The following is a 20,300-nucleotide window of genomic DNA, read 5'->3' as shown; positions in this document are numbered from 1 at the left end:
GCGTATCCCTATGCGCTGCCAACCAATGAAATAAGGTGTGCGATCACTTGGTTTGCGGTGACACCTTCAGCTTGTGCGTGGTAGCTGCGCAATAGACGGTGGCGTAACACAGGGAATGCCATCGCTTGAACGTCTTGTGGAGTGACGTAATCTCGTCCTGCAAGCCAAGCGTGAGCGCGGGCACAACGGTCTAACGCAATGGTTGCACGCGGGCTGACACCCATGTCTAACCATTGATCAAGTTGGTCACTGTATTGCTTAGGTTGGCGAGTCGCCATTACCAATCTGATGATGTACTGCTCAATGGTGTCTGCCATGTGAATGTTGAGCACTTCTTGGCGCGCTTCAAAGATCGTTTGCTGAGATATCTGTTGTGGCTGAGCTGATTCGTTGCCTTGAGCCTCACCACGGTTGAGTCGTAAGATCTCCAGCTCGCTTTCCATATCTGGGTATTCAACTTCTAGGTGAAGCAAGAATCGGTCTAACTGAGCTTCCGGTAGCGGGTAAGTCCCTTCTTGTTCAATCGGGTTCTGTGTTGCCATTACCAAGAACAGCTCAGGCAGCGCATAGGTTTTTCGACCGGCAGTCACTTGTTTCTCTGCCATTGCTTCCAGCATTGCCGCTTGAACTTTCGCCGGAGCTCGGTTGATCTCATCCGCTAGAATCAGCGAGTTGAAAATCGGGCCTGATTGGAAAGTGAACTCCCCAGTCTCAGGACGGAAGATGTCGGTACCCGTTAAATCAGCAGGTAATAGATCGGGAGTGAATTGAATACGATGGAAGTCGCCCTCAACACAGTCAGCCAATGATTTTACTGCGCGAGTTTTTGCTAAGCCGGGAGGTCCTTCAACGAGGATATGACCATCCGCCAAGAGGGCGATCATCAGTTGCTTAACGAGCTCTTTCTGACCAATAATTTGAGACTCTAGATAGTTTTGAAGGACTTCGAAATTTGATTTGTGCATTTTGGACTCTCTGGGTATCCATTTGATTTTTATTTTGTGTATTGGTCACTGATTTCGAGGAAAAAGTTCCAGTACATTTGCGTAATTTATTTTTTCAAAATTGGAAAGATTTACAAGTGGTTAGCTAAAAACATCGTTAGGTTGTGATTATTACCATATCAATTGGTTTTTATATACAAAAGCTCGGCGGTGGCGAGTGGTTTGAGTTCGGTTGGATCTAAGGGCTGAGAGCTAAAATCGACTCTCGACAATGCGGTATTTGCTTAGTTAATTCATGTTCAAGGTGAATATTTCTAATTGTTACATCACATTTGCAATTTTTTGAGAGAAAAGTCTCTAGTTTTATTGGTTGTGGCCGATACATCACTCAGATTGTGCATTGCTTGTTGGCGTGCACTAAAAAGTCCTGTTCAGGGTATACCAATAACGAGCGATTCTTTTTAAAGGTCCAAATATGTTTAAAACTAACTCTCTGAGTATCAAGCAAAAAGTTGTACTTGGAATTACCTTTGCGGTTCTTGCATCGACAGTGATTGTCGGCGCAATGGCACAACAACAAGCAAGAGATGTATTAAGTCATCGATTGATCGATATTGAACTTCCAGGAATGCTAGAGCGAATCAATGGTGAAATTGATCGTGAAGTGTCTCAGCTATTGTTGGCGGCGGAGCAAATTGCTTCAAATGAATTTATTTCTGATGCTATAGAATCGACCGATCGCGCTCCGTCATTAGAAAACAAGCTGGTGAAACAACTGAACAATGTTCGTAACCAGTATCAGTTGAATGATGCCTCAGTGGCGAACCGTCAAACGGCGTATTACTGGAACCAAAATGGTTTCCTACGTCAGTTAAACCAACAGCAAGATGGTTGGTTCTTTGGCTTTACGCAATCTGGACAGCCGACCATGGTGAGCATGTTCCAAGAAGCCAATGGCGAAGTGAAGATGTTTGCTAACTATCAGCAGCCTTCTGGTTTGGCGATGTCTGGTCTATCAAAGTCGATGGATGACATGGTTAACCTGCTGAACGGTTTCAAGATTGAAAATACCGGTTTTGTCTTCTTAACCGATAGCCAAGGTGATGTTCAAATTCACCGTGAGCGATCTCGCAGTGACTCTTCACTTCAACAACTCTACGGCCCTCAAGCCAGTCAACTACTGAATAAGTCGGGCTTTAACCTGATTACCACTGAAAGCCAAGGCCAAGAGCTGTTTGTGGCGAGCTTGTATGTGTCGTCAATGGACTGGTTCGTTATTGGTGTCGTTCCGACTGGTGAAGTATTTGCAGAGCTAGATGCGACAGCGCAGAAGATGCTGATCATGACTGCGGTAGTGGCATTAGTATTTATCCTAATGGGCGTAGTTCTGGCGAACAGCATTACTCAACCTATTAAACTTCTGGCTAAGCGTTTCGGCGACCTTGGCGAAGGTGACGGTGACCTTGCGCAGCGTATCGAAGTGAAAGGTAACGATGAAATCGCACAGCTTTCAAAAGGCTTCAACGGATTCATTGAAAAGATTCACGAGTCGATGAAAGAGGTGTGTTCGACAAGCCAAGCGCTTCAAGTGGCGGCAGAGAGTGTTTCTAACAAAGCCCACATCACCCACGACAACAGCCAAGAACAGCGCGACCAAACGCTTCAAGTGGTGGCTGCCATTAACCAAATGGGTATGACCATCAGCGAGATTGCATCGAACGCGGCAACCGCAGCAGAAACGGCAACTCAAGCTTCAGGCAATACGGAAGTAGGTCGCTCTGTGGTGAACAAAGCAAAAGACGCGATCAGTCGTTTGGCGCAAGATATTGAAAGCACGGGTCAGGTAGTAGAGCAACTGGCTTCTACAACTCAAGACATCGGTTCTATTCTGGGTGTTATTCGTGATATTTCAGAGCAAACTAACTTACTCGCATTAAACGCAGCGATTGAAGCAGCCCGTGCCGGTGAGCAAGGTCGTGGTTTTGCCGTTGTAGCGGATGAAGTACGTAACCTAGCAAGCCGTACCGCAGATTCAACGGAAGAGATTCAGAAGATGATCAACCAACTGCAAAGCGATGCTAAAGATGCAGTAACGGCAATGAGTACGGGTAAGGTGATTACCCTTGAAGGTGTATCGGCGTCGGATGAAGCGGTAGACGTGCTGAGTGGCATTTCAGACCGTATCGTTGATATTACGGACCGTAACACTCAAGTGGCAACGGCAACGGAAGAGCAATCAACCGTAGTTCACACCATCAACCAGAACATTGAAGAGATAAACGCCATCAACGAAGTGACAACGGGCACTGCTGAGCAACTTGCTGAGGCGAGCCAAGAGCTTCGAGACCTTTCTTCTCGTCTGGATAAGATGGTTGGTTCGTTTAAGCTTTAATCCCTTTAAGCTGTAGCATGGCTTAGAAAGAGACATAAACTAAGAGCTGGATTCATTTAATCGTGAATCCAGCTCTTTTTATTTTGTGGGTTTGTTTTCTTTTAACGGACCTTAGCTTGATCTGGTTTCGGGCTTTGCACTCAATCACCCTAGCATCATAGGGCGTAAATGAGTAAAATCTCGTTAGGTTTAATATTTAGGTAAGTATCATGAGCGATTTTGAAAAAGAACTAGAGCAGATGACTCAAGAGATGGGCGATGAGCCTGAGGTGAAACTGCCATCACTTGAAGAGCAAAAAGCAATTGTTGCTGAGTTCAAGCGACTAGAAGCGGAAGGCAAACTGACTCCTGAAGTGTTAGAGAAGCATTTTGGCCAGTTCAACAAACAGAATGATACGCCAATTCACTAAGTTGATTTAGACAGGTTTCATGTCTGAAAGAAGTGATATTAACGGTTGGGTTTATAGCCTGACTAACAGATAAAGGTCTAGCGGTTGCTAGGCCTTTTTTATTGCCGCTAGCGAAAGACAGAGTAGCTGACTCATGAACTATTCAATGTAAGTGAAACCGTCTCCAGCACATAAAAAATCCCCCTTACTGAGTAAGGGGGATTCGGTATGGGCAAGTTATATCCTAAAAGGCTAAGCGATTAGTCTGTGCCGTATTCTTTGTACAAACGACGACATGCGCGGCCATCGCTGTGGAACAGGTGACAACGGTGCGCTGGAATACCAATCGCCAATTTGTCACCTGATTCGATTGTTAACGTGTCTGGCTGGCGATAGATAACATCAGCATCGGCACTTTCAAGGTTTAGGTAAACCTGAGTTTCGTTACCTAGCTTCTCCACCATCATCACGTCAGCTTCAATCGTCGCGTCACCTGCTTCAGCAGACATCAAGTGTTCAGGGCGAATACCCAGAGACATGCGATCGCCGGCATTAACCGTCGTCCCGTCAACAGGAATCCAGAAAGTCATGCCGTTAGAAAGTTGTACCAATACGCGTTCTGCTTCAGCTTGTTCAATGTGTACCGACATGAAGTTCATCTTCGGTGAGCCAATAAAGCCAGCAACGAAACGGTTTTGAGGGTAGTGGTAAAGGTCAAGCGGCTTACCGACTTGAGATACATAACCACCATCAAGAACAACGATCTTATCCGCCATTGTCATCGCTTCCACTTGGTCGTGGGTAACGTAGATCATGGTACAACCCAGTTGACGTTGTAGCTTGGTGATTTGCGAACGCATTTGAACGCGTAGTGCAGCATCTAGGTTTGATAGAGGCTCATCAAGTAGGAATACGTTTGGTTGAGAAACCAGAGTACGACCAATCGCAACACGTTGACGTTGACCACCAGAAAGCGCTTTAGGTTGTCGCTCAAGAAGGTGACCAAGCTGAAGGATTTCTGCAGCATGTTCAACACGTTTGTCGATCTCAGCTTTATTTGCGTTTGCTAGCTTAAGACCGAAAGACATGTTGTCGTAAAGGTTAAGGTGAGGGTAAAGCGCGTACGATTGGAATACCATACCCACGCCACGCTTTGACGGTTCAACGTCATTCATGCGTTGGTCGCCAATGTACAAATCACCAGACGTAATGTCTTCTAGACCTGCGATACAACGTAATAGCGTCGATTTACCACAACCTGATGGTCCAACGAATACTACGAATTCACCTTCGTTGATGTCTAAGGTTACATCCTTAGAAATCTGTACATCACCATATGATTTATAAACGTTTTTTAACGTGACACTCGCCATCTAGCTTGTCCTCGATCGATCAAATTTTAAGTTTTACTGCTTATCATTATAAGAAATTTTTGGGTCAGCAGTAACTGTAGGAATTGGTAAGTATTGAGTGAGTAAGAAAAAAGTGGGTGAGACTTGGCTTCTTTAACCAAGCCCACCCGTCATAGCCAAACTGATGCCCATTTCCCCCACATCCAGCTAAACCTCCCCCGTGATTCAATCACAGATTTAGCTCGATGCTAATATAAGACACCAGCGGGCAGTGAAGCCAACTAAATGAATAATGCGTCAACGCATACACTTGCCGGTAAAGGGTTCTTACTATCCACTCTTGGATGAATGCAGTTTCGGTGAAATGGCGTAAGGGTACATCCTCCTAATGGAAAATTAACTAGGGGGAGTAGGAGGGGAGGAGTAGATAAATGGGGTTATCCTTAATTGGCGATCCAGTTCAAATAAATCCACCACGTAACGGTGATGTGGATCACGATGAGTATACACTTTGTGACTTCGCTCTCTAATCTGACCGGATGACGATCACGAAATTAAGCCATAATAGCTAGGGCGTAGTGGCTAGGATGATGAGCTGTCATCGATTTTCTCAGATCATAACCTCCGAAAACTGGCTCGTCTTAATTGAATGCGCCCTACGTATAAATATAAAAAGGATATTGACATGAAAAACGCTCTAAGCGCTGTAGCTCTAGGCACAATAGTGGCTCTGGGTTCATTTGGTGCAAACGCTGCTATCGAAGAAGGTCAACTAACTATTTGGGTTGGTGGCGATAAAGCTTATGAAGGAATGGCTGAAGTAGGTAAACGTTTCGAAGAAGATACTGGCGTTAAAGTAACAGTAGCTTTCCCAGATAAACTAGAAGAGAAATTCTCTCAAGTAGCAGCAGCTGGCGATGGCCCAGACATGATCTTCTACGCTCACGACCGTTTTGGTGGTTTTGCAGAAGCGGGTCTTCTTGCTGATATCAAACCTTCTAAAGAGACTAAAGAAGGTATCGTAGACTTCGCATGGGACGCTGTTTCATACGAAGGTAAAACAATCGCATACCCTGTTGCTGTTGAGTCAGTTTCTCTAATTTATAACAAAGCGCTTGTTCCTAACCCACCTAAGTCTTGGGAAGAAATTCCAGCACTTAACGCTGAGCTTCAAAAAGACGGCAAGAAAGCAATCATGTGGCCTCTACGTGGCGGAGCTTACTTCACATGGCCTTTACTAGCAGCTGACGGCGGTTACGCATTCAAACAGACTGCTGAAGGTTACGATATTAAAGATGCGGGCGTAGCGACTGACGGTGTTCAGAAGTCTCTAGGTTTCATCGAGAAGATGGTACAAGACAAAGTTATCTCTGCCGACATGGATTACTCAGTAGCTGAGTCTGAGTTTGTTGCAGGTAACGTTGCAATGACCATCAACGGTCCTTGGGGCTGGGCAAACATTGAGAAAGCTGGCGTAGACTACGGTGTAGCAACACTGCCTAAGTTTAACGGTAAAGCGTCTAAGCCTTTCGTTGGTGTATGGGCAGGTGGTATCAGCACTGCTTCTCCAAACCGCGACCTAGCTGTTGAGTTCATGGAAAACTACCTACTAACAGATGAAGGTATGAAGACCTTGAATGACGACAAGCCACTTGGTGCTGTTGCTCTTAACTCTTTCCAACGTCAACTAGACAGCGACACACGTATTGCAGCAACAATGGACAACGCGATGAACGGTGAAATCATGCCTAACATCCCTCAGTTCACAACGTTCTGGTACAGCATGGAAGAAGCGATCGGTAACGTAGTTGACGGTCGTCAATCTGTTGATCAAGCACTCGATGCTGCTGAAGCTCGTATGACTAAGTAATAATAAAGCATTACCTTTTAAGGAGGGGGCAACCTCTCCTTACTTTTCTATTTTTATATCTCGTTAGCAGGTTCCTCTATGCAGTCAGTTCAAGGTTCAGATGCGATCCCGGCACCATCAAGCCTTCCAGGCAGTAAAAGCGTCTTCATCAAATGGGGGTTGCTTGGTAGTGTTGGTTTAATTAACGGCTACGCTACAATTTTAATGTATTCTCGCGGTGAGCTCGCATTTGCGCTGCTTACGGTGATCTTAACGGCTTTGGCACTTTACATTTTTGGCAGTAAGAAAACTTACGCCCACCGTTACATTTACCCAGGTATTGCCGGAATGATCTTATTCATTCTTTTCCCATTGGCATACACCGTAGGGCTTGCGTTTACTAACTACAGCGCAAAAAACCAGCTTTCTTTAGAGCGTACTCAAACCGTTCTTTTAGACCGTTCATTCCAAAGCGGTGAAAGTTACCCATTTACTTTGTACAAAACAGATGACGGTCACCAGATCGTAGTGAAAGATGGCGACCAGCTGTTGGCAACTGACGTATTTTCTCTAGAAGGTATGACAGCAACAGACATGGACCTATCAGCAATCGAGTCTGCGCAAGGTGAAAAAGAGAAGATCAAAGCGATCATCCAAAACCGTTCAGCGATCAGTGGTGTTGATTTCCATCTGCCAAACGGTGATGACATCCGCATGAGTGGCTTACGTAAGTTTGCTGCCGTTGCTCCGCTTTACACCCTTCAGGACGACGGTGAAACGCTATACAACAATGAATCTGGCGAAACCTTGAAGCCAAACATGGAAGTGGGTTTCTATCAACCAGTTGATGATAAAGGTGAGTTTACGGGTAACACAATCTCTCCAGGTTTTGTTGTAGAAATCGGAACAGCTAACTTCGAACGTGTTTGGAAAGATGACGGCATTAAAGAACCGTTTATTAGCATCTTTATATGGACGGTTGTATTCTCGATTTGTACTGTCGCCTTCACACTTGCGATTGGTTTGATTCTGGCGAACGTTGTGCAATGGGAAGAGCTGAAAGGCCGCGCAGTTTACCGTGTTCTGCTGATTCTGCCTTACGCCGTACCAGCGTTTATCTCGATTCTTATCTTTAAGGGTCTATTCAACCAAAGCTTTGGTGAGATCAACATGGTGCTTGAGAGTATCTTTGGTTTAAGTCCTAACTGGTTCTCAGACCCGATTCTTGCAAAAACCATGGTGTTGATTGTTAACACATGGCTAGGTTTCCCTTACATGATGATTCTGTGTATGGGTCTACTAAAAGCGATTCCTGAAGACTTGTACGAAGCATCAGCGATTGATGGTGCGAACTTCATTGATAACTTCAAGCGCATTACGTTCCCATTGATGATTAAACCGCTTACACCGCTATTGATTGCAGCGTTTGCCTTTAACTTCAACAACTTCGTAATGATTCAACTATTGACGAACGGTGGCCCGAACATGATTGGTACTTCTGAGCCAGCGGGTTACACAGACTTGCTTGTAAGTTACACGTACCGAATCGCATTCGAAGGCGGCGGCGGTCAAGACTTCGGTCTAGCAAGTGCTATCGCAACGCTTATCTTCCTACTGGTTGGTGCACTAGCGTTACTAAACCTTCGTTTCACTAAACTGACTCAAGATTAAGGAGCACGACAATGGCTATGGTACAAGGTAAAGGCCTTAAATACCGACTATGGGCAACGCATTTTGCGCTGTGGTGCTTCTTAGCGCTCATTATTTTCCCACTGTTAATGATTATTGCTATCTCATTCCGTGAAGGTAACTTTGCAACCGGTAGCTTGATTCCAGATAACCCATCTTTGGAACACTGGAAGCTAGCATTAGGTATGTCAGTGACGAATGCTGATGGCTCGGTAACGCCACCTCCGTTTCCAGTACTGACTTGGTTATGGAACTCAATAAAAGTAGCCGGTATTACCTCTATTTTAATTGTGGCACTGTCTACAACATCGGCTTACGCATTTGCTCGTATGCGCTTCAAAGGTAAAGAAACTATCCTGAAAGCGATGATGATTTTCCAAATGTTCCCAGCAGTACTTGCTCTCGTAGCAATCTACGCGCTGTTTGACAAACTTGGTCAATACATTCCGTTCTTAGGCTTGAATACGCACGGTGGTCTAATCTTCTCTTACCTAGGTGGTATTGCACTGCACGTATGGACGATTAAGGGTTACTTTGAAACGATTGATAACTCTCTGGAAGAGGCTGCAGCCCTTGATGGTGCAACACCTTGGCAAGCATTCAGACTGGTTCTACTACCACTGTCTGTGCCAATCCTAGCGGTTGTGTTTATTCTATCTTTCATTGGTGTTGTTGGTGAGGTGCCAGTTGCTTCAATCCTACTATCGGATGTGAATTCTTACACACTAGCAGTAGGTATGCAGCAGTACCTATACCCTCAGAACTACCTATGGGGTGACTTTGCGGCAGCGGCTGTACTATCAGCACTTCCGATTACTATCGTGTTCTTACTTGCTCAACGTTGGTTAGTTGGCGGTTTGACGGCAGGTGGTGTAAAAGGATAAGCTGTACTCTATAAGAAAGAAAAAGAGCGACCGTTAGGTCGCTCTATATTGGCATTTTTATTACATCATTTGGTTTGGCCGCCGATCAGTAATAAAAATAACCCTCAGGTTACGCATAGCTGGCTACTAATCAGGTTCCTTACGCTATTAATGATTAGTGGTTTTTGTAACTCTAACCCAGGTATTTACTTGGGTTTTTTTATGCCTGCTACTTTTTGTTTTTTGTCTCAGCGTTACTCGTCAACTATCGCGCTCATATCTACTTTAAAACCCAAAATTTCGAGTTACTTCTCTCCTAAATACCGACCGCTTCATTTTGGTTACTTGTAGAAATGAACTAATCTCACAAATCAGACACTCAGTATAAGTGGCCGTTGTACTATTGATATGTTGCTAATATTCCAATGCGTGATACTTCAATGATTTGTATGCAACAAAACCTGAAATTGCACTGAAAATGTGTAGGGAAGCGAGAGGTAGTTACAGAGTCTTTAAGTGGTATTTGTGAGGGTTATGGAAGTGGCTTTATTTATATATCTGGTTTTTGGCGGGAGTTAGAAGTCAGAACTCTTTGCTCGAGGGAGCACAGCCTAAGTGTTGCAATAATACATAGATGCTTTCTTGATCGAGTGCCACGCGACGAAATAGATCGGCAAATGTCGGATCTCCGCCGAAACACGTTTGGATATAGTGGTTGATTTCATTGCTGTCGTAGCCTTCGACGTACAAAGTTCTAACCCATTGGTACTCAACAGCCTTTAAATTGTTCAGTGTAGACTCGCTAAGAGTGGGGCGTATGACGCTCAAGAGTGGCTCCAAGAAATTCAAATGCATCTATTATGATTGGCGGTATTTAATCAGAGCAAAATGACGACTTTATTACAGTCAAAATAAATCGGTGAACAAGTGCCGATTCATTTCAACCTTTGGCTGGGTATCACGCTCTTATCGTCTGTATTGGGTGTGCAGCGGATTTGGCGGTGTAGAGCACGAAGGTATCAAATAGATCAATGCCAAGCAGGCGCTTGGCATTGTAATAAGGTTTTGTCGGGGGGGAGGGCTGCTGGTGGACCTTACTTAAGGTACTTCACGTGAGCTTCCATCTCTTCACCTATCTGTTTTCGCATGTTCATTAGGCGAATAGCCGAATCTCGTAATTCGATGTCTTCTGGCGTCTCTGGTATCCACTCTGGCACTTTAGTCGGATTACCATTCTCATCGACAGCGACCATAATAACGATACAGTGAGTTGTTAGGCGGTTATTGAGCTCTTTAGGGTCGCTTGCTTGCACGTCGATAGCGATATGCATTGAAGATGAACCTGTGTAGATGACCTTTGCACTTACCTCCACAAGGTTGCCTACATGAATTGGGGCAACGAATCGAATTCCGCCTGCATAGGCTGTTATACAGTATTTGCCGCTCCAACCTGCGGAACAAGCGTAGGCTGCTAAATCGATCCACTTCATTGCTGCACCACCATGAACTTTACCACCAAAGTTCACATCCCCGGGTTCAGCTAAAAAACGCAGAGTAACGTCTCGTTTACCATCTTGTCGGCTATTGCTACTGCTCATCTATCTTCCTTCATTATTATTTTGCTGCATAACATGCTTGTTACTTGCTAGTAACAATATACTTAAGATGACATAAGTTAAAGCGGATAATCTCACGGTTAAGACTATTTTTTTCAAACAGATGATCAGTTGATGAATATTGGTGTTTAAAGGCCTATGAGGCGAATGGCAAACATGGATGAAGTGATATCAAGCTAAGAGATCATAAATACTGATTGAGTCGCTAGGTAGGTCGATTACAAAAAAAACACCTAGCGCAATGCTAGGTGTTTCTAAGCCGTGTGGTACTCATGTCGGTACCTTTTTTTGTGTTAGCCAACTAACCGCTGTTGATTTGGTTTAGTTAAAGTGACTGTATCTCAGTTACCACTAAAGTGGTAGTGATTATTGTTTTCTTATCAGCTCACTTTTACTGTTTTACAAAGTATAGATCCTTCGCGTAGATATTTCCTTTCGGATTATTGTTTGGGAAGCCTTTTAGTGTATTTCGCACTAATCGTGTGTGATTGTAATGATGCATAGGCATAGCTGCTGCCGAATCGTTTACTAGCGACTCATCATGCTGATATAAAGCGAAGCGTTTAGACTGATCTTCCGTTTTACGCGCTTGCTGTAAGAGCTCATGATAATCTGGATTACAGTAGCCACTCTCATTTGCTGTGTGAAACGTGAGTTTGAATATTTACCCTAATGTGAGCGTTGGGTAATGCGTTTAGCTTTGTTGAGGGAGAGGAGCCTCAAGCCTTGGTTTTCTTTTGATTTGAGCAAGGATGACACCGGAAATCACCATCACACCACCAATGATGTGGAACTGGTTAATCTCTTCGCCAAGCCATGTCGCGGCTAATACGATCGCAACAACCGGAAGCAAGTTCATGAACATCGCGCTTGAGTCAGCACCAATGGTGTCAATCGCTTTCACCCACATCCAAGGTGCTAAAATTGAAGCGGCAACCGCGGCGTAAGCTATCAATGGGATCGCTTGTTGCGGTGGTAAAAGCTGTTCGCTGGTAAGCCAAAGTGGTGTAAGCATCGCGACAGCAAACAGACCCTGAATGTAAATCACCACCCAGCTACTGATTGACATCTTCCAGCGTTTCAATAGCACACAATAAGACGCATAAACAAAGGCCGCAATCAGCATATAGCCATCGCCTTGAGTCAACTCTTGATGCATGAAAAACAAAGGATCGCCTTTACCTAACATCAGAGCTAAGCCTGACAGTGACAACACGCCACCCACAATACTCAAACCAGAAATGGACTTGTGCAATAAGGGAACGCTTAGAAACACACTGATCAACGGGACTAAAGATGTGATCAATGCCATGTTGGAAGCGGTTGTTGTTAAGCCTGCGTAATAACCTAGAGATTGGTTCAACACCATACCCAAAAAGCCGAGGAACGCTAATTTCGATAGGTTTGGCTTAATAACAGCCCACTGCTTCATCACCGGGCGAATGCAGAAAGGCGTGAGAATTAACATCGCAAAAAACCAGCGGTAAAAACTCATCGCGCTAGGTTCTATGGTGCTTGCAGCAAGCTTGTTGACGATTGCATTGGCGCCCCAGATACAGACTGTAAAAAATGGTAAGAGATAATGCATGTGAATTCCGTCGCAAATGAGTTGATGCGGCTAGTTTGACAGGTCGTTATACTTACAAGTATCTTTAGAAAGACATCAGGCGCGATAGGAAGACAAGTTTGAAAAAACACTCCAGAAACCTTCACCCATCCTTATCAATTGATAAGGCACCATCCAACGTATTTATGAATTTTGAAGCGTTTCTTTCGAACACTGAGACCCGAGTTCATAGCCACTCATGGGGACAGGTTCAATTGATCAGTGGCGGTATATTAGAGATGGAAGCGGAAAACACCCGATTTCTAGCACCACCGCATTTGGCGATTTGGGTACCGGCCGGGGTGATGCATTGCAGTTATAACCGTAAGCCTCTGGACTACTGCTCGCTAAATATCGCGCCAGAACTCACGCAACACTTGCCAGAAAAAACCAGTCTTATAAAGATCACGCCGATTGTGTCTTCTATCATCGATGACTTTCGCGAGCGTGGAATAAATGTTGCGGAAACAGAACAAGATCAAAGGCTTGTCCAGGTACTGCTTGACCAGCTTGCGCAGCGTGAGGTTGAGCATCACTTCTTGCCTTCAACCGACAATAAGTATCTAGCGCCTATATTGGCTTCTGTTGAAGAGAACCCAACCGACGAAGTGACACTGAAAGATTGGGCTGAACGTGTCCACACCACGGAAAGAACCCTTTCTCGCCACTGCCAGACGGAGCTTGGAATGAGCTTTACCGAGTGGCGACTGCGAGTGCGCTACCTTTACTCAATGGACTTGTTGAGAAACGGCCAATCGGTTAAAGAGGTCGCTCTTACATTGGGTTATAACCAAGCAAGTCCATTTATCACCATGTTCAAACGTTACGCGAACCAAACGCCAGAGCAGTATAAGAACCGTTTGTTGTAGTTCGTTCTATGTACTTAAACTTTACAACATGCCCAATCAAGTCCTGGAACTCTGTTTGGGCGTATCTGAGATTTTGCCGATGAATTCAAGATGTATCGTAGATAAAGTGTTTGAATTTCAATCGATACGCGGTTGTTTCGGATAGTGAAGTTGTAGAACCACCACTGGCCTCCCTCCTAGTTTCCTAATTTTGTTCCATTGGATTACTTAACTGCTTAACCACTCAGAAAACCTCTAAAGCTCCAGAGAGACTCTTTATTCTTGGACGTAGTAAACTGCATATCCTGCCTCTCTCCATATTCTTTCAACGCTTTTCATCTTATTTTTCAGTTAATACTGACTACACCTTAATCATTTATGGCTGACTTTTCCTCTTTTTAGACCTCTGACAACTTTGGATCCGAAAGCTAAGATACGTCAGATATGCCTCTGGGTAATATTTGATGTTCATTAGTTCATTTCCGAATCTAAATTTAATTATTTAATATTGTTCTATCGAAACGAGGTTGTTTAGGAATAACAATCTCGCTTCGGGGTTAATTAAAAAATCATGATGCAGTTAAATTAATAATTGCAATTGCAAAGGAGAGCATAATAAATAAGAGAGAACAGTATGAAATTATTAAATAAAAACAAATCAAATTTGACGTTAGCACTTGCTTCTATTTTATCATTATCATTCACCTCAGTTTTTGCGGATGAATATCAGGACATGTCTGACCCTATGGCTGTCTATTCTCAAGCAGGATTAGGTTTTACAAATAAAGGTGTTAATTTTAAGTTTGGCCAAGCCTATGACACAAGAAATGATGAAACAATGGCTATGCATGTTCTAGAGGTAAAAGGCTTTGCTGCCGAAAGTTTAAGCCTAAAAGGTGATGACAGTTTTGACTCGTTGCGCTATCGCGACTTCAACGTAAACATAGAGAGTGGATTGGGCTCTCAACTTGATTTGAACTGGGACTTCGATAACAAAGTAGGTTCTACTTCTTACTCCTTTATTCAAGCATTACCAAGCATAGGGCCAGTGCAATTGTATCCTCTCGTCGGTGTGGGACTGTCAGTTGCAGATGTGCATTCACACTTGATCAAACCAGGCGCCGACTATGAAGGCTCTATTGGCTACACCATTCCATCTAGTTTTGCGGTGATCGGTTCGTATTCCAAGATCGACGTCACGGACAATATTTGGCTCAACTATAACCCCATGTATACAACCCAACTTGGTGGTGTAGAGCTCGCGAGCGATTTTTATGGTTGGCAGCATGAAGTGGCTGCAAGTTACCAAATAGATAGCCAGAGTAATATACGGGCATTCTGGAATTTTGGTGAAGTTATCACTGGTACCGATTTTAGAATCGAATATAACCATCAATTTTAAATTTAGAAAAAAACCACAGTAAATAAATCAACCTAACAATATCAATTAAATTATTCTAACTAATAATTTAAAAATAGGATTATTATGAAAAACACAGCAATATCATTGTTGATTGCATCTATTTCTCTTGGAAATGTAGTTAATGCAGAAGAAATTGTACCAACGGATGCTGAATTAACAGGGCAACGAGTGTATCACCACATGGAAAACATGATTGGTTTCATGGAGAAAAATGGACTAAATCAATTTGAATTTCCTGGCTTAGCCGATCATACTTGGGACGTTATCACGCCTGCACTGGACCACATTTACGCTAAAGCGATGCTTGACGTATCCAATGGCCCTATTGAAGTGACGGTACCAGCTCGTGAATCTAGTCGATATGCTTCATTCCATTTACTGGACGCTGAGCATTTCGCGGCTTATCACGAAGTGACTCCTGATGAAGGTGGAACCTACCTTATTATTCGTTCTGGTTCAGATTATGACACGCCAGAGGGGAACTATATCGACACCATCGAGGTCAACGATGACCTGATTTTTGCTTTTATTCGAGTGCAAACATTCGAGTATCGTGACAACGGAGGGGCTGATGAGTGGCGTAAGCAACTTGTTATCGACAATCACTCAGCTGTTTCAAATGTTGTATTGCCTGATCGTGCCAATGTTCGAGAGGTCCTCCGCTTTGCAGACCAAATTACCGATGGCTGGGTTCAGACTCACGACAACATCCAAACCATTATCGCAGATGAAAACTTCGACCAAGAAAGGCTAACCGAGGTTAGGAGTTACGTGCATAACTTAGCCTCGTCCGGGCTAGTAGTGAACAATTTGTCTGGCTTTGAACACCCTGGTCATGTTGATGATCTTGCCGATGAAAGAAGACGTTCAGTATTAACGCATTTAGGGCATCTTGGCTTTCCTGCAGAGCATGCATATTATGAGTTGATCCCGATGACGCCTGAAGGCGAAAAGTTGAACGGAGCTGAAGATTTTGTCTTGACTATGCCTCATGACCAAGCCGTTGGACAATTCTGGTCTGTCACGCGTTACTCGGATGAGACCCGTTTGCCTCTCGATCCTGCAACGATTGGTGGGTCACAGCGACAAGTATGGGCTGGAGGAAACACGTCACCTGACGCTGATGGCAATATCACCATTACGTTCTCAAGCCATAATCCAGAGAACGAAACCTACTGGATGCCAGTAGTGGATGGCGAAGACTACTACTTTGTCGTTCGTTACTACCTACCTCAGGAAGGCTTAGCAGGTAGTACCGTGCAAAGTTTGATTTATCAGGGCTCACCTTTGGAAAGTCTAATGGTTCCGAAAGCTTCGTTTAACTATGGAAATTAATGTTTATCGGGCAGCTAAGGACAGCGCCTTATTCCCATGAGCTACCGATACGAATTTAATTGACCTAATTAGCATGCGAAAAGATTTGATCGATTTCTTTGTGCAACCATGTCACTAAGGGTGTTCTAGAGAGTTTCGATGGGATGAAAGCACCAATATCACTACTTGGTGTGTCTTCTTTGTTCGGGGATATAAACCTCGTCCCTTTTGGGAGTTCGGTGTCAAAGATATCGATGCAAGGCATTAGTGCGTTGGATTGAGATACAACGTGCAAACAGATACTTAACTGGTCTGCTCGAAGTGCCACGTTTGGTGTGACTCCCGATTCGCGTAACTTTGTTTCAATTAGATTCTCTTTTTTATTGAAATCTGGAAGCTGGAGAAGAGCGAGAGGGTATTGCCCTACATCGTGAGCAGTACGCTGGGTGTTGATGATTGGGTGTCCTTCTCTGCAGACAAGCTTGAAGGTACATCGCGCCACTTTCTTCTGAATTATTTGTTTGGAAATATCGAGCGGAAGATAGTTAATACCGATGTGCACTCTTGCCATGGCCAGGTTATGCTCGGTATCTTGACCCCAATTGATTATTTTCAATGTTGCATTTGGCATTGAGGCGCTAAGGTGTGTATACAATTTTCGGGAGATAGGGCGATACATTGAAGTATTGATGGCTATGCAAATATCACCAGTGTACTCGCTAGGTTTGAAATTTTGGTTTCGAGAAAAAACATCTTCCAGTAACTCGAATAGCGCCGGTAATTTATCTAGAAGCTCTAAACAATAAGGCGTTGGTTCTAACCCGTATTGTCGGCGGATGAATAATTCGTCACCAATATCTTCACGAAGTTTTTTGAGCTGTTTGCTAACCGCAGGTTGCGACAAAAACATTCGTTCCGCAGTACGTTTAGTATTGCGTTCTTCTCCAAGAATTTTGAGAAGTTTAATAGAGTTAAAATCCAGTTTCCTTAACAGACCGTCATCCATAACCGTAGCTACTATATTTTGTTGATTTTTATACAATAGTACATGGGTGAGTCTGTTCCCGCCAGATGAAGGAGTAGGATGTGTGAATTATCGTGGAATCGCCAATCTATTTTTTGTTGTTATCTGGAACATAACTCAAACATCATGCGATCAATTTAACAAGCGAGGCACCTAGGGTTCTTTACTAGTCTTTAACAGCTTATATATTTTACTCTGTTGTTCGGTGACATCCTCATAGTGTTGGTTCAATAGCGCGCTGTTGATACCGACCTTGAACAGTATGTACGTTTCTCCATCGACCTCGAACCAATAGAAGGTTCCGTGCTGGTTATACGTGGTCATTGTTTTGTTTATCTTCATGAGATATACATCAGCAGTGCAAGACATGCAGACGTACATAAGCCAAAGAAAGAAAAGAAAAACCACGAGCCTAATACTGTTTTTTCTTTTCCTACCTCTTCATTACTTTGCTGCCAACCAAGTTCACGAACCTGAGCTTTGGTAAGGTTTAAGTCTAGTTTCTCTATGTATCTGTTGAGTTCGTCATTGTGTACTGAGCTAATCATGTTCTATCTCCCCTAATCATTTGACTGGTATTTTAGGGGAGCTCAGTGTTTGGTTAAATTAGATATTTTGTAACAAGCGTTTAGATAAATAGAACACGATGAATAGCAAAAAGCCTCCGTCGTGGAGGCTTTGGTTAAAAGTGGTTTAGTCCATGGCTATCGCTATGTTTAAGCCCAAAAACTAAGTCTATGTCGAAGCTCAAGTCTAAGACTGCGATGGGGATACAAACCGGGTTTTCGATTCGTCTAATTGGTCAAAGAGGCTAAAGAATCCTCTCACATCATCTTTGTGGTTAGTGCTCACGTCAGCGCTTTCTAGCATTTGATCTAAGCTCTTCTCCCCAACAAAGTACTCTGCCCAAGTGCGTTTAGATACGCTGATTTCAAGGTCAGCTTGGCGATTGTAGTCTTCGGTGTCTGAGATAAACTCAGCGACAGTGCTACGTACATGCAATCCCATTGTTGGGGCATCCGAGTCTTTTATCGTAATTGCCATCATTTGGTCTTCCCCATAGCTTGCGATTGGGTCTAGACGCACTCGAAATTGGCCCACCAACGTCTCGGCTGGGGATCCTATGATTGAATTAGCATCTGAAAACACCACGCTTGGTATTTGGACTTTTCCTTCTAATTCAAGAGCCTTGGTTAGATACCAAGATCGGGGGATTGATGCCTCTGTTTGGTAGCCCATTTGTCTTAATGTGTCTGCCAAAAGCTGTTTAGCTTCTTCATCGTTCGGGACAACACGGACTAAGTAGCCGCCGAGTTCTGCTGACCATGCGAGTTCATTGTTGGCAATAGTCTTGTTTAGCTCTTGTTTTACCGCGTCTACTCCCCCAAACCCTTCAATGATTTTCTTAGCTTGAAGGTTCGGCTCAATACGGTTCAAGGTTTCAGCTTCACCGTTAAACCAACCAAGCGCATGGTAATAGATGTTTTTCGGATAATAAGAAAACTCACCATAAGTCATCTGGTTATGGGGTAATTCGGCGAGATCTTGTGGTAACTGAACCGAGTAAGTTAACTCTTCAGGTGTTTTACCTTGCAGAATCCCTCGAATAGTTTGGTCATAGAGGTACATAATTCCATCATAGTAACCGTTCAATGTGGTTTGGATCTCATCATGGCCACTGAGTGGTTCAGTGTGCGTGTTGATAAGATGTTCTGGATTTAAGTCTCTGATAAGGCGGATACCTTCAGCCCAAACTGTCGGATCACGATACACTGAACCTCTTAATGTGTAGAAGTTCGGGTAAGTTGGCCATAGGTGGTTGTTGAGTACCGTTTTGGACTCAGGCAGATAGACGATCACTTGATCGTCGGTATCACTATCAAAGTCGGTGTAGAAAACCATCTCGACACCATCAACCGTCATTGTTTGGCCTTGTGTTACAGGAGTATTTACTGGCACAAACCCTTGTGTTTTACCTATCGGTGTTGGTGATTTTGCGTCAGGCCCCTCAGCAGGCAGAAGCACCGAAAATTGCTCATAGGCACGGGCTGTTAGCGTTGGTGATAATTCAGGAATCGACGCACCTAAGCCGCCGCTTTCTAGAACGTTTTTGTTGATCTCTGGATGACCAATCACTTTGAGCTCGCCATCAAAGGCTTGTTGAATCGCTTGTGCACCAAATACATAATGAGAATGGCTATAAATGACGGTGTGGATCGGCTTTTCACTAATGTGTTTGCGTACTAATTCCAAGATCTCCGTTGCTTCTTCAATGTCGTCACCAGAGTCATAAATGATAAGGCCAGTTTCGCCCTCAATAACTGTTTTGTAGCCGAAATGATAGCCAGTGATTGCCCAAACTCCATCTGTTACTTGTTTGATGTACGCCTCTTCAGGCTGAGTCTTTGCTACGTTTTCTATCACCGAAGCATTCACTACTCCGCCATTGTTATACTTAGTCAGCACTACTTCACTGTCGTTATATACGTTTTGTGGAGAGGTAAACATCGTGTCTTGAGCGATGGCAGTTGCGCTTAATGAAGCTGTCAGAATGAATAGCTTGATTGATTTTGTTGTTGAATTAAGTTTCATTGGTTTTCTCATGGTTTAATACTGTCCGAATTAATTCTGATGACCGATACTAAATTTAATGTTCCTCTTACTCTTTTGTTTATTAAGCTAGTAAGAAGTTAAATAAGTGATTGAGTGTTGTCTTTCTATATTGTTTAGCTGTTTAAACGCATAACCAATATAAAAAAGAAAACTAAATAGCCTGTTAATACCATACTTGCTGGTAAGTATTTCATGTAAGCTCCTTATCTTTTCTTCATTTAATATCGCATTTGATTTTTAGAATTAGTAGGAATTAGAGAAATTCATTATTGCTACTTAGCTATAATCAAATTTGAATTTCTCTAATTCATAGTGCTAATGGATTCGGACGTGAATAATAGCCTCAGTTCGCCAATCACGGCTTTTAGATTCATTACC

16 protein-coding genes and 1 pseudogene are annotated in these 20,300 nt (G+C 43.6%); 8 read left to right on the top strand and 9 right to left on the bottom strand.

From position 1 onward, the window contains the following. Positions 1 to 8: 8 nt before the first annotated feature. A complete protein-coding gene (locus tag MSG34_RS02030) occupies positions 9 to 965 on the bottom strand; it encodes a MoxR family ATPase (protein ID WP_248336140.1) in 957 nt (318 codons plus the stop codon). Positions 966 to 1,419: 454 nt separating this feature from the next. On the opposite strand from MSG34_RS02030, the gene MSG34_RS02025 reads away from it, so the two are divergent. Beyond that, complete coding sequence (locus MSG34_RS02025) at positions 1,420 to 3,336, top strand: methyl-accepting chemotaxis protein (protein ID WP_248336139.1); 1,917 nt, start codon at positions 1,420 to 1,422, stop codon at positions 3,334 to 3,336. A gap of 209 nt (positions 3,337 to 3,545) precedes the next feature. Then, a complete protein-coding gene (locus MSG34_RS02020) occupies positions 3,546 to 3,746 on the top strand; it encodes a hypothetical protein (protein ID WP_010431457.1) in 201 nt (66 codons plus the stop codon). 239 nt (positions 3,747 to 3,985) lie between these two features. Here MSG34_RS02020 and malK read toward each other — a convergent pair whose 3' ends face one another. Further along, a complete protein-coding gene (gene malK, locus MSG34_RS02015) occupies positions 3,986 to 5,098 on the bottom strand; it encodes a maltose/maltodextrin ABC transporter ATP-binding protein MalK (RefSeq protein ID WP_065677202.1) in 1,113 nt (370 codons plus the stop codon). 664 nt (positions 5,099 to 5,762) lie between these two features. Here malK and malE point away from each other — a divergent pair. From malE to malG, 3 genes are all read left to right on the top strand, one after another. After that, a complete protein-coding gene (malE, locus tag MSG34_RS02010) occupies positions 5,763 to 6,947 on the top strand; it encodes a maltose/maltodextrin ABC transporter substrate-binding protein MalE (protein WP_048614635.1) in 1,185 nt (394 codons plus the stop codon). A 78-nt stretch (positions 6,948 to 7,025) separates the two neighbouring features. Further along, entirely contained in the window at positions 7,026 to 8,597 is a 1,572-nt protein-coding gene (gene malF / locus MSG34_RS02005; RefSeq protein ID WP_048614637.1) for a maltose ABC transporter permease MalF, read from the top strand. Between the two features lie 11 nt (positions 8,598 to 8,608). Continuing rightward, positions 8,609 to 9,499: a maltose ABC transporter permease MalG gene (gene malG / locus MSG34_RS02000; protein ID WP_048610621.1), complete on the top strand. Its 891-nt coding sequence runs from the start codon at positions 8,609 to 8,611 to the stop codon at positions 9,497 to 9,499. A 561-nt stretch (positions 9,500 to 10,060) separates the two neighbouring features. Here malG and MSG34_RS01995 read toward each other — a convergent pair. The 4 genes and pseudogenes from MSG34_RS01995 to MSG34_RS01985 form a co-directional block, all read right to left on the bottom strand. Continuing rightward, complete coding sequence (locus MSG34_RS01995) at positions 10,061 to 10,333, bottom strand: hypothetical protein (RefSeq protein ID WP_019822928.1); 273 nt, start codon at positions 10,331 to 10,333, stop codon at positions 10,061 to 10,063. Positions 10,334 to 10,572: 239 nt separating this feature from the next. Further along, positions 10,573 to 11,076, bottom strand: coding sequence for an acyl-CoA thioesterase (locus MSG34_RS01990; protein ID WP_019822926.1), 504 nt, complete (start codon positions 11,074 to 11,076; stop codon positions 10,573 to 10,575). A gap of 409 nt (positions 11,077 to 11,485) precedes the next feature. After that, a pseudogene (locus MSG34_RS24235) lies at positions 11,486 to 11,740 on the bottom strand (peptide ABC transporter substrate-binding protein); the annotation flags it as partial. A gap of 48 nt (positions 11,741 to 11,788) precedes the next feature. Beyond that, positions 11,789 to 12,682, bottom strand: a complete 894-nt coding sequence (locus MSG34_RS01985) for a DMT family transporter (RefSeq protein WP_050650970.1) — start codon at positions 12,680 to 12,682, stop codon at positions 11,789 to 11,791. A 98-nt stretch (positions 12,683 to 12,780) separates the two neighbouring features. Here MSG34_RS01985 and MSG34_RS01980 point away from each other — a divergent pair, with 98 nt between their 5' ends. The 3 genes from MSG34_RS01980 (at position 12,781) to MSG34_RS01970 (ending at position 16,306) form a co-directional block, all read left to right on the top strand. After that, entirely contained in the window at positions 12,781 to 13,569 is a 789-nt protein-coding gene (locus MSG34_RS01980) for a helix-turn-helix transcriptional regulator (RefSeq protein ID WP_050650969.1), read from the top strand. A gap of 613 nt (positions 13,570 to 14,182) precedes the next feature. Then, on the top strand, positions 14,183 to 14,950 hold the full coding sequence (locus tag MSG34_RS01975; protein ID WP_248336138.1) for a hypothetical protein: 768 nt from the start codon (positions 14,183 to 14,185) through the stop codon (positions 14,948 to 14,950). Between the two features lie 84 nt (positions 14,951 to 15,034). After that, entirely contained in the window at positions 15,035 to 16,306 is a 1,272-nt protein-coding gene (locus MSG34_RS01970) for a DUF1254 domain-containing protein (RefSeq protein WP_050650967.1), read from the top strand. A gap of 64 nt (positions 16,307 to 16,370) precedes the next feature. On the opposite strand, the gene MSG34_RS01965 is transcribed toward MSG34_RS01970, so the two are convergent. The 3 genes from MSG34_RS01965 to MSG34_RS01955 form a co-directional block, all read right to left on the bottom strand. Beyond that, on the bottom strand, positions 16,371 to 17,291 hold the full coding sequence (locus MSG34_RS01965) for a LysR family transcriptional regulator (RefSeq protein ID WP_050650966.1): 921 nt from the start codon (positions 17,289 to 17,291) through the stop codon (positions 16,371 to 16,373). A gap of 356 nt (positions 17,292 to 17,647) precedes the next feature. Further along, positions 17,648 to 17,857, bottom strand: coding sequence for a hypothetical protein (locus tag MSG34_RS01960; protein WP_017094616.1), 210 nt, complete (start codon positions 17,855 to 17,857; stop codon positions 17,648 to 17,650). Positions 17,858 to 18,062: 205 nt separating this feature from the next. Then, positions 18,063 to 19,901 (bottom strand): alkyl sulfatase dimerization domain-containing protein, encoded by a 1,839-nt coding sequence (locus tag MSG34_RS01955; RefSeq protein WP_228013015.1) that lies wholly within the window; start codon positions 19,899 to 19,901, stop codon positions 18,063 to 18,065. Between the last annotated feature and the right edge of the window lie 399 nt (positions 19,902 to 20,300).

Source organism: Vibrio sp. 1CM2L (genome assembly GCF_023161695.1).
GTDB lineage: Bacteria > Pseudomonadota > Gammaproteobacteria > Enterobacterales > Vibrionaceae > Vibrio > Vibrio coralliirubri.
Note: the sequence above shows the minus strand (reverse complement) of the source record. Positions and strands in the feature narration are given on the sequence as shown.

Bases quoted from the DNA above. Each gene is read 5' to 3' on its own strand.
- MSG34_RS01965 (WP_050650966.1), bottom strand. From the start codon at position 17,291: ATGGATGACGGTCTGTTAAGGAAACTGGATTTTAACTCTATTAAACTT.
- MSG34_RS01995 (WP_019822928.1), bottom strand. From the start codon at position 10,333: ATGCATTTGAATTTCTTGGAGCCACTCTTGAGCGTCATACGCCCCACT.
- MSG34_RS02020 (WP_010431457.1), top strand. From the start codon at position 3,546: ATGAGCGATTTTGAAAAAGAACTAGAGCAGATGACTCAAGAGATGGGC.
- MSG34_RS01975 (WP_248336138.1), top strand. From the start codon at position 14,183: ATGAAATTATTAAATAAAAACAAATCAAATTTGACGTTAGCACTTGCT.
- malF (WP_048614637.1), top strand. From the start codon at position 7,026: ATGCAGTCAGTTCAAGGTTCAGATGCGATCCCGGCACCATCAAGCCTT.
- malG (WP_048610621.1), top strand. From the start codon at position 8,609: ATGGCTATGGTACAAGGTAAAGGCCTTAAATACCGACTATGGGCAACG.
- MSG34_RS01955 (WP_228013015.1), bottom strand. From the start codon at position 19,901: ATGAAACTTAATTCAACAACAAAATCAATCAAGCTATTCATTCTGACA.
- MSG34_RS01970 (WP_050650967.1), top strand. From the start codon at position 15,035: ATGAAAAACACAGCAATATCATTGTTGATTGCATCTATTTCTCTTGGA.
- MSG34_RS01985 (WP_050650970.1), bottom strand. From the start codon at position 12,682: ATGCATTATCTCTTACCATTTTTTACAGTCTGTATCTGGGGCGCCAAT.
- malK (WP_065677202.1), bottom strand. From the start codon at position 5,098: ATGGCGAGTGTCACGTTAAAAAACGTTTATAAATCATATGGTGATGTA.
- MSG34_RS01960 (WP_017094616.1), bottom strand. From the start codon at position 17,857: ATGATTAGCTCAGTACACAATGACGAACTCAACAGATACATAGAGAAA.
- MSG34_RS02025 (WP_248336139.1), top strand. From the start codon at position 1,420: ATGTTTAAAACTAACTCTCTGAGTATCAAGCAAAAAGTTGTACTTGGA.
- MSG34_RS02030 (WP_248336140.1), bottom strand. From the start codon at position 965: ATGCACAAATCAAATTTCGAAGTCCTTCAAAACTATCTAGAGTCTCAA.
- MSG34_RS01990 (WP_019822926.1), bottom strand. From the start codon at position 11,076: ATGAGCAGTAGCAATAGCCGACAAGATGGTAAACGAGACGTTACTCTG.
- malE (WP_048614635.1), top strand. From the start codon at position 5,763: ATGAAAAACGCTCTAAGCGCTGTAGCTCTAGGCACAATAGTGGCTCTG.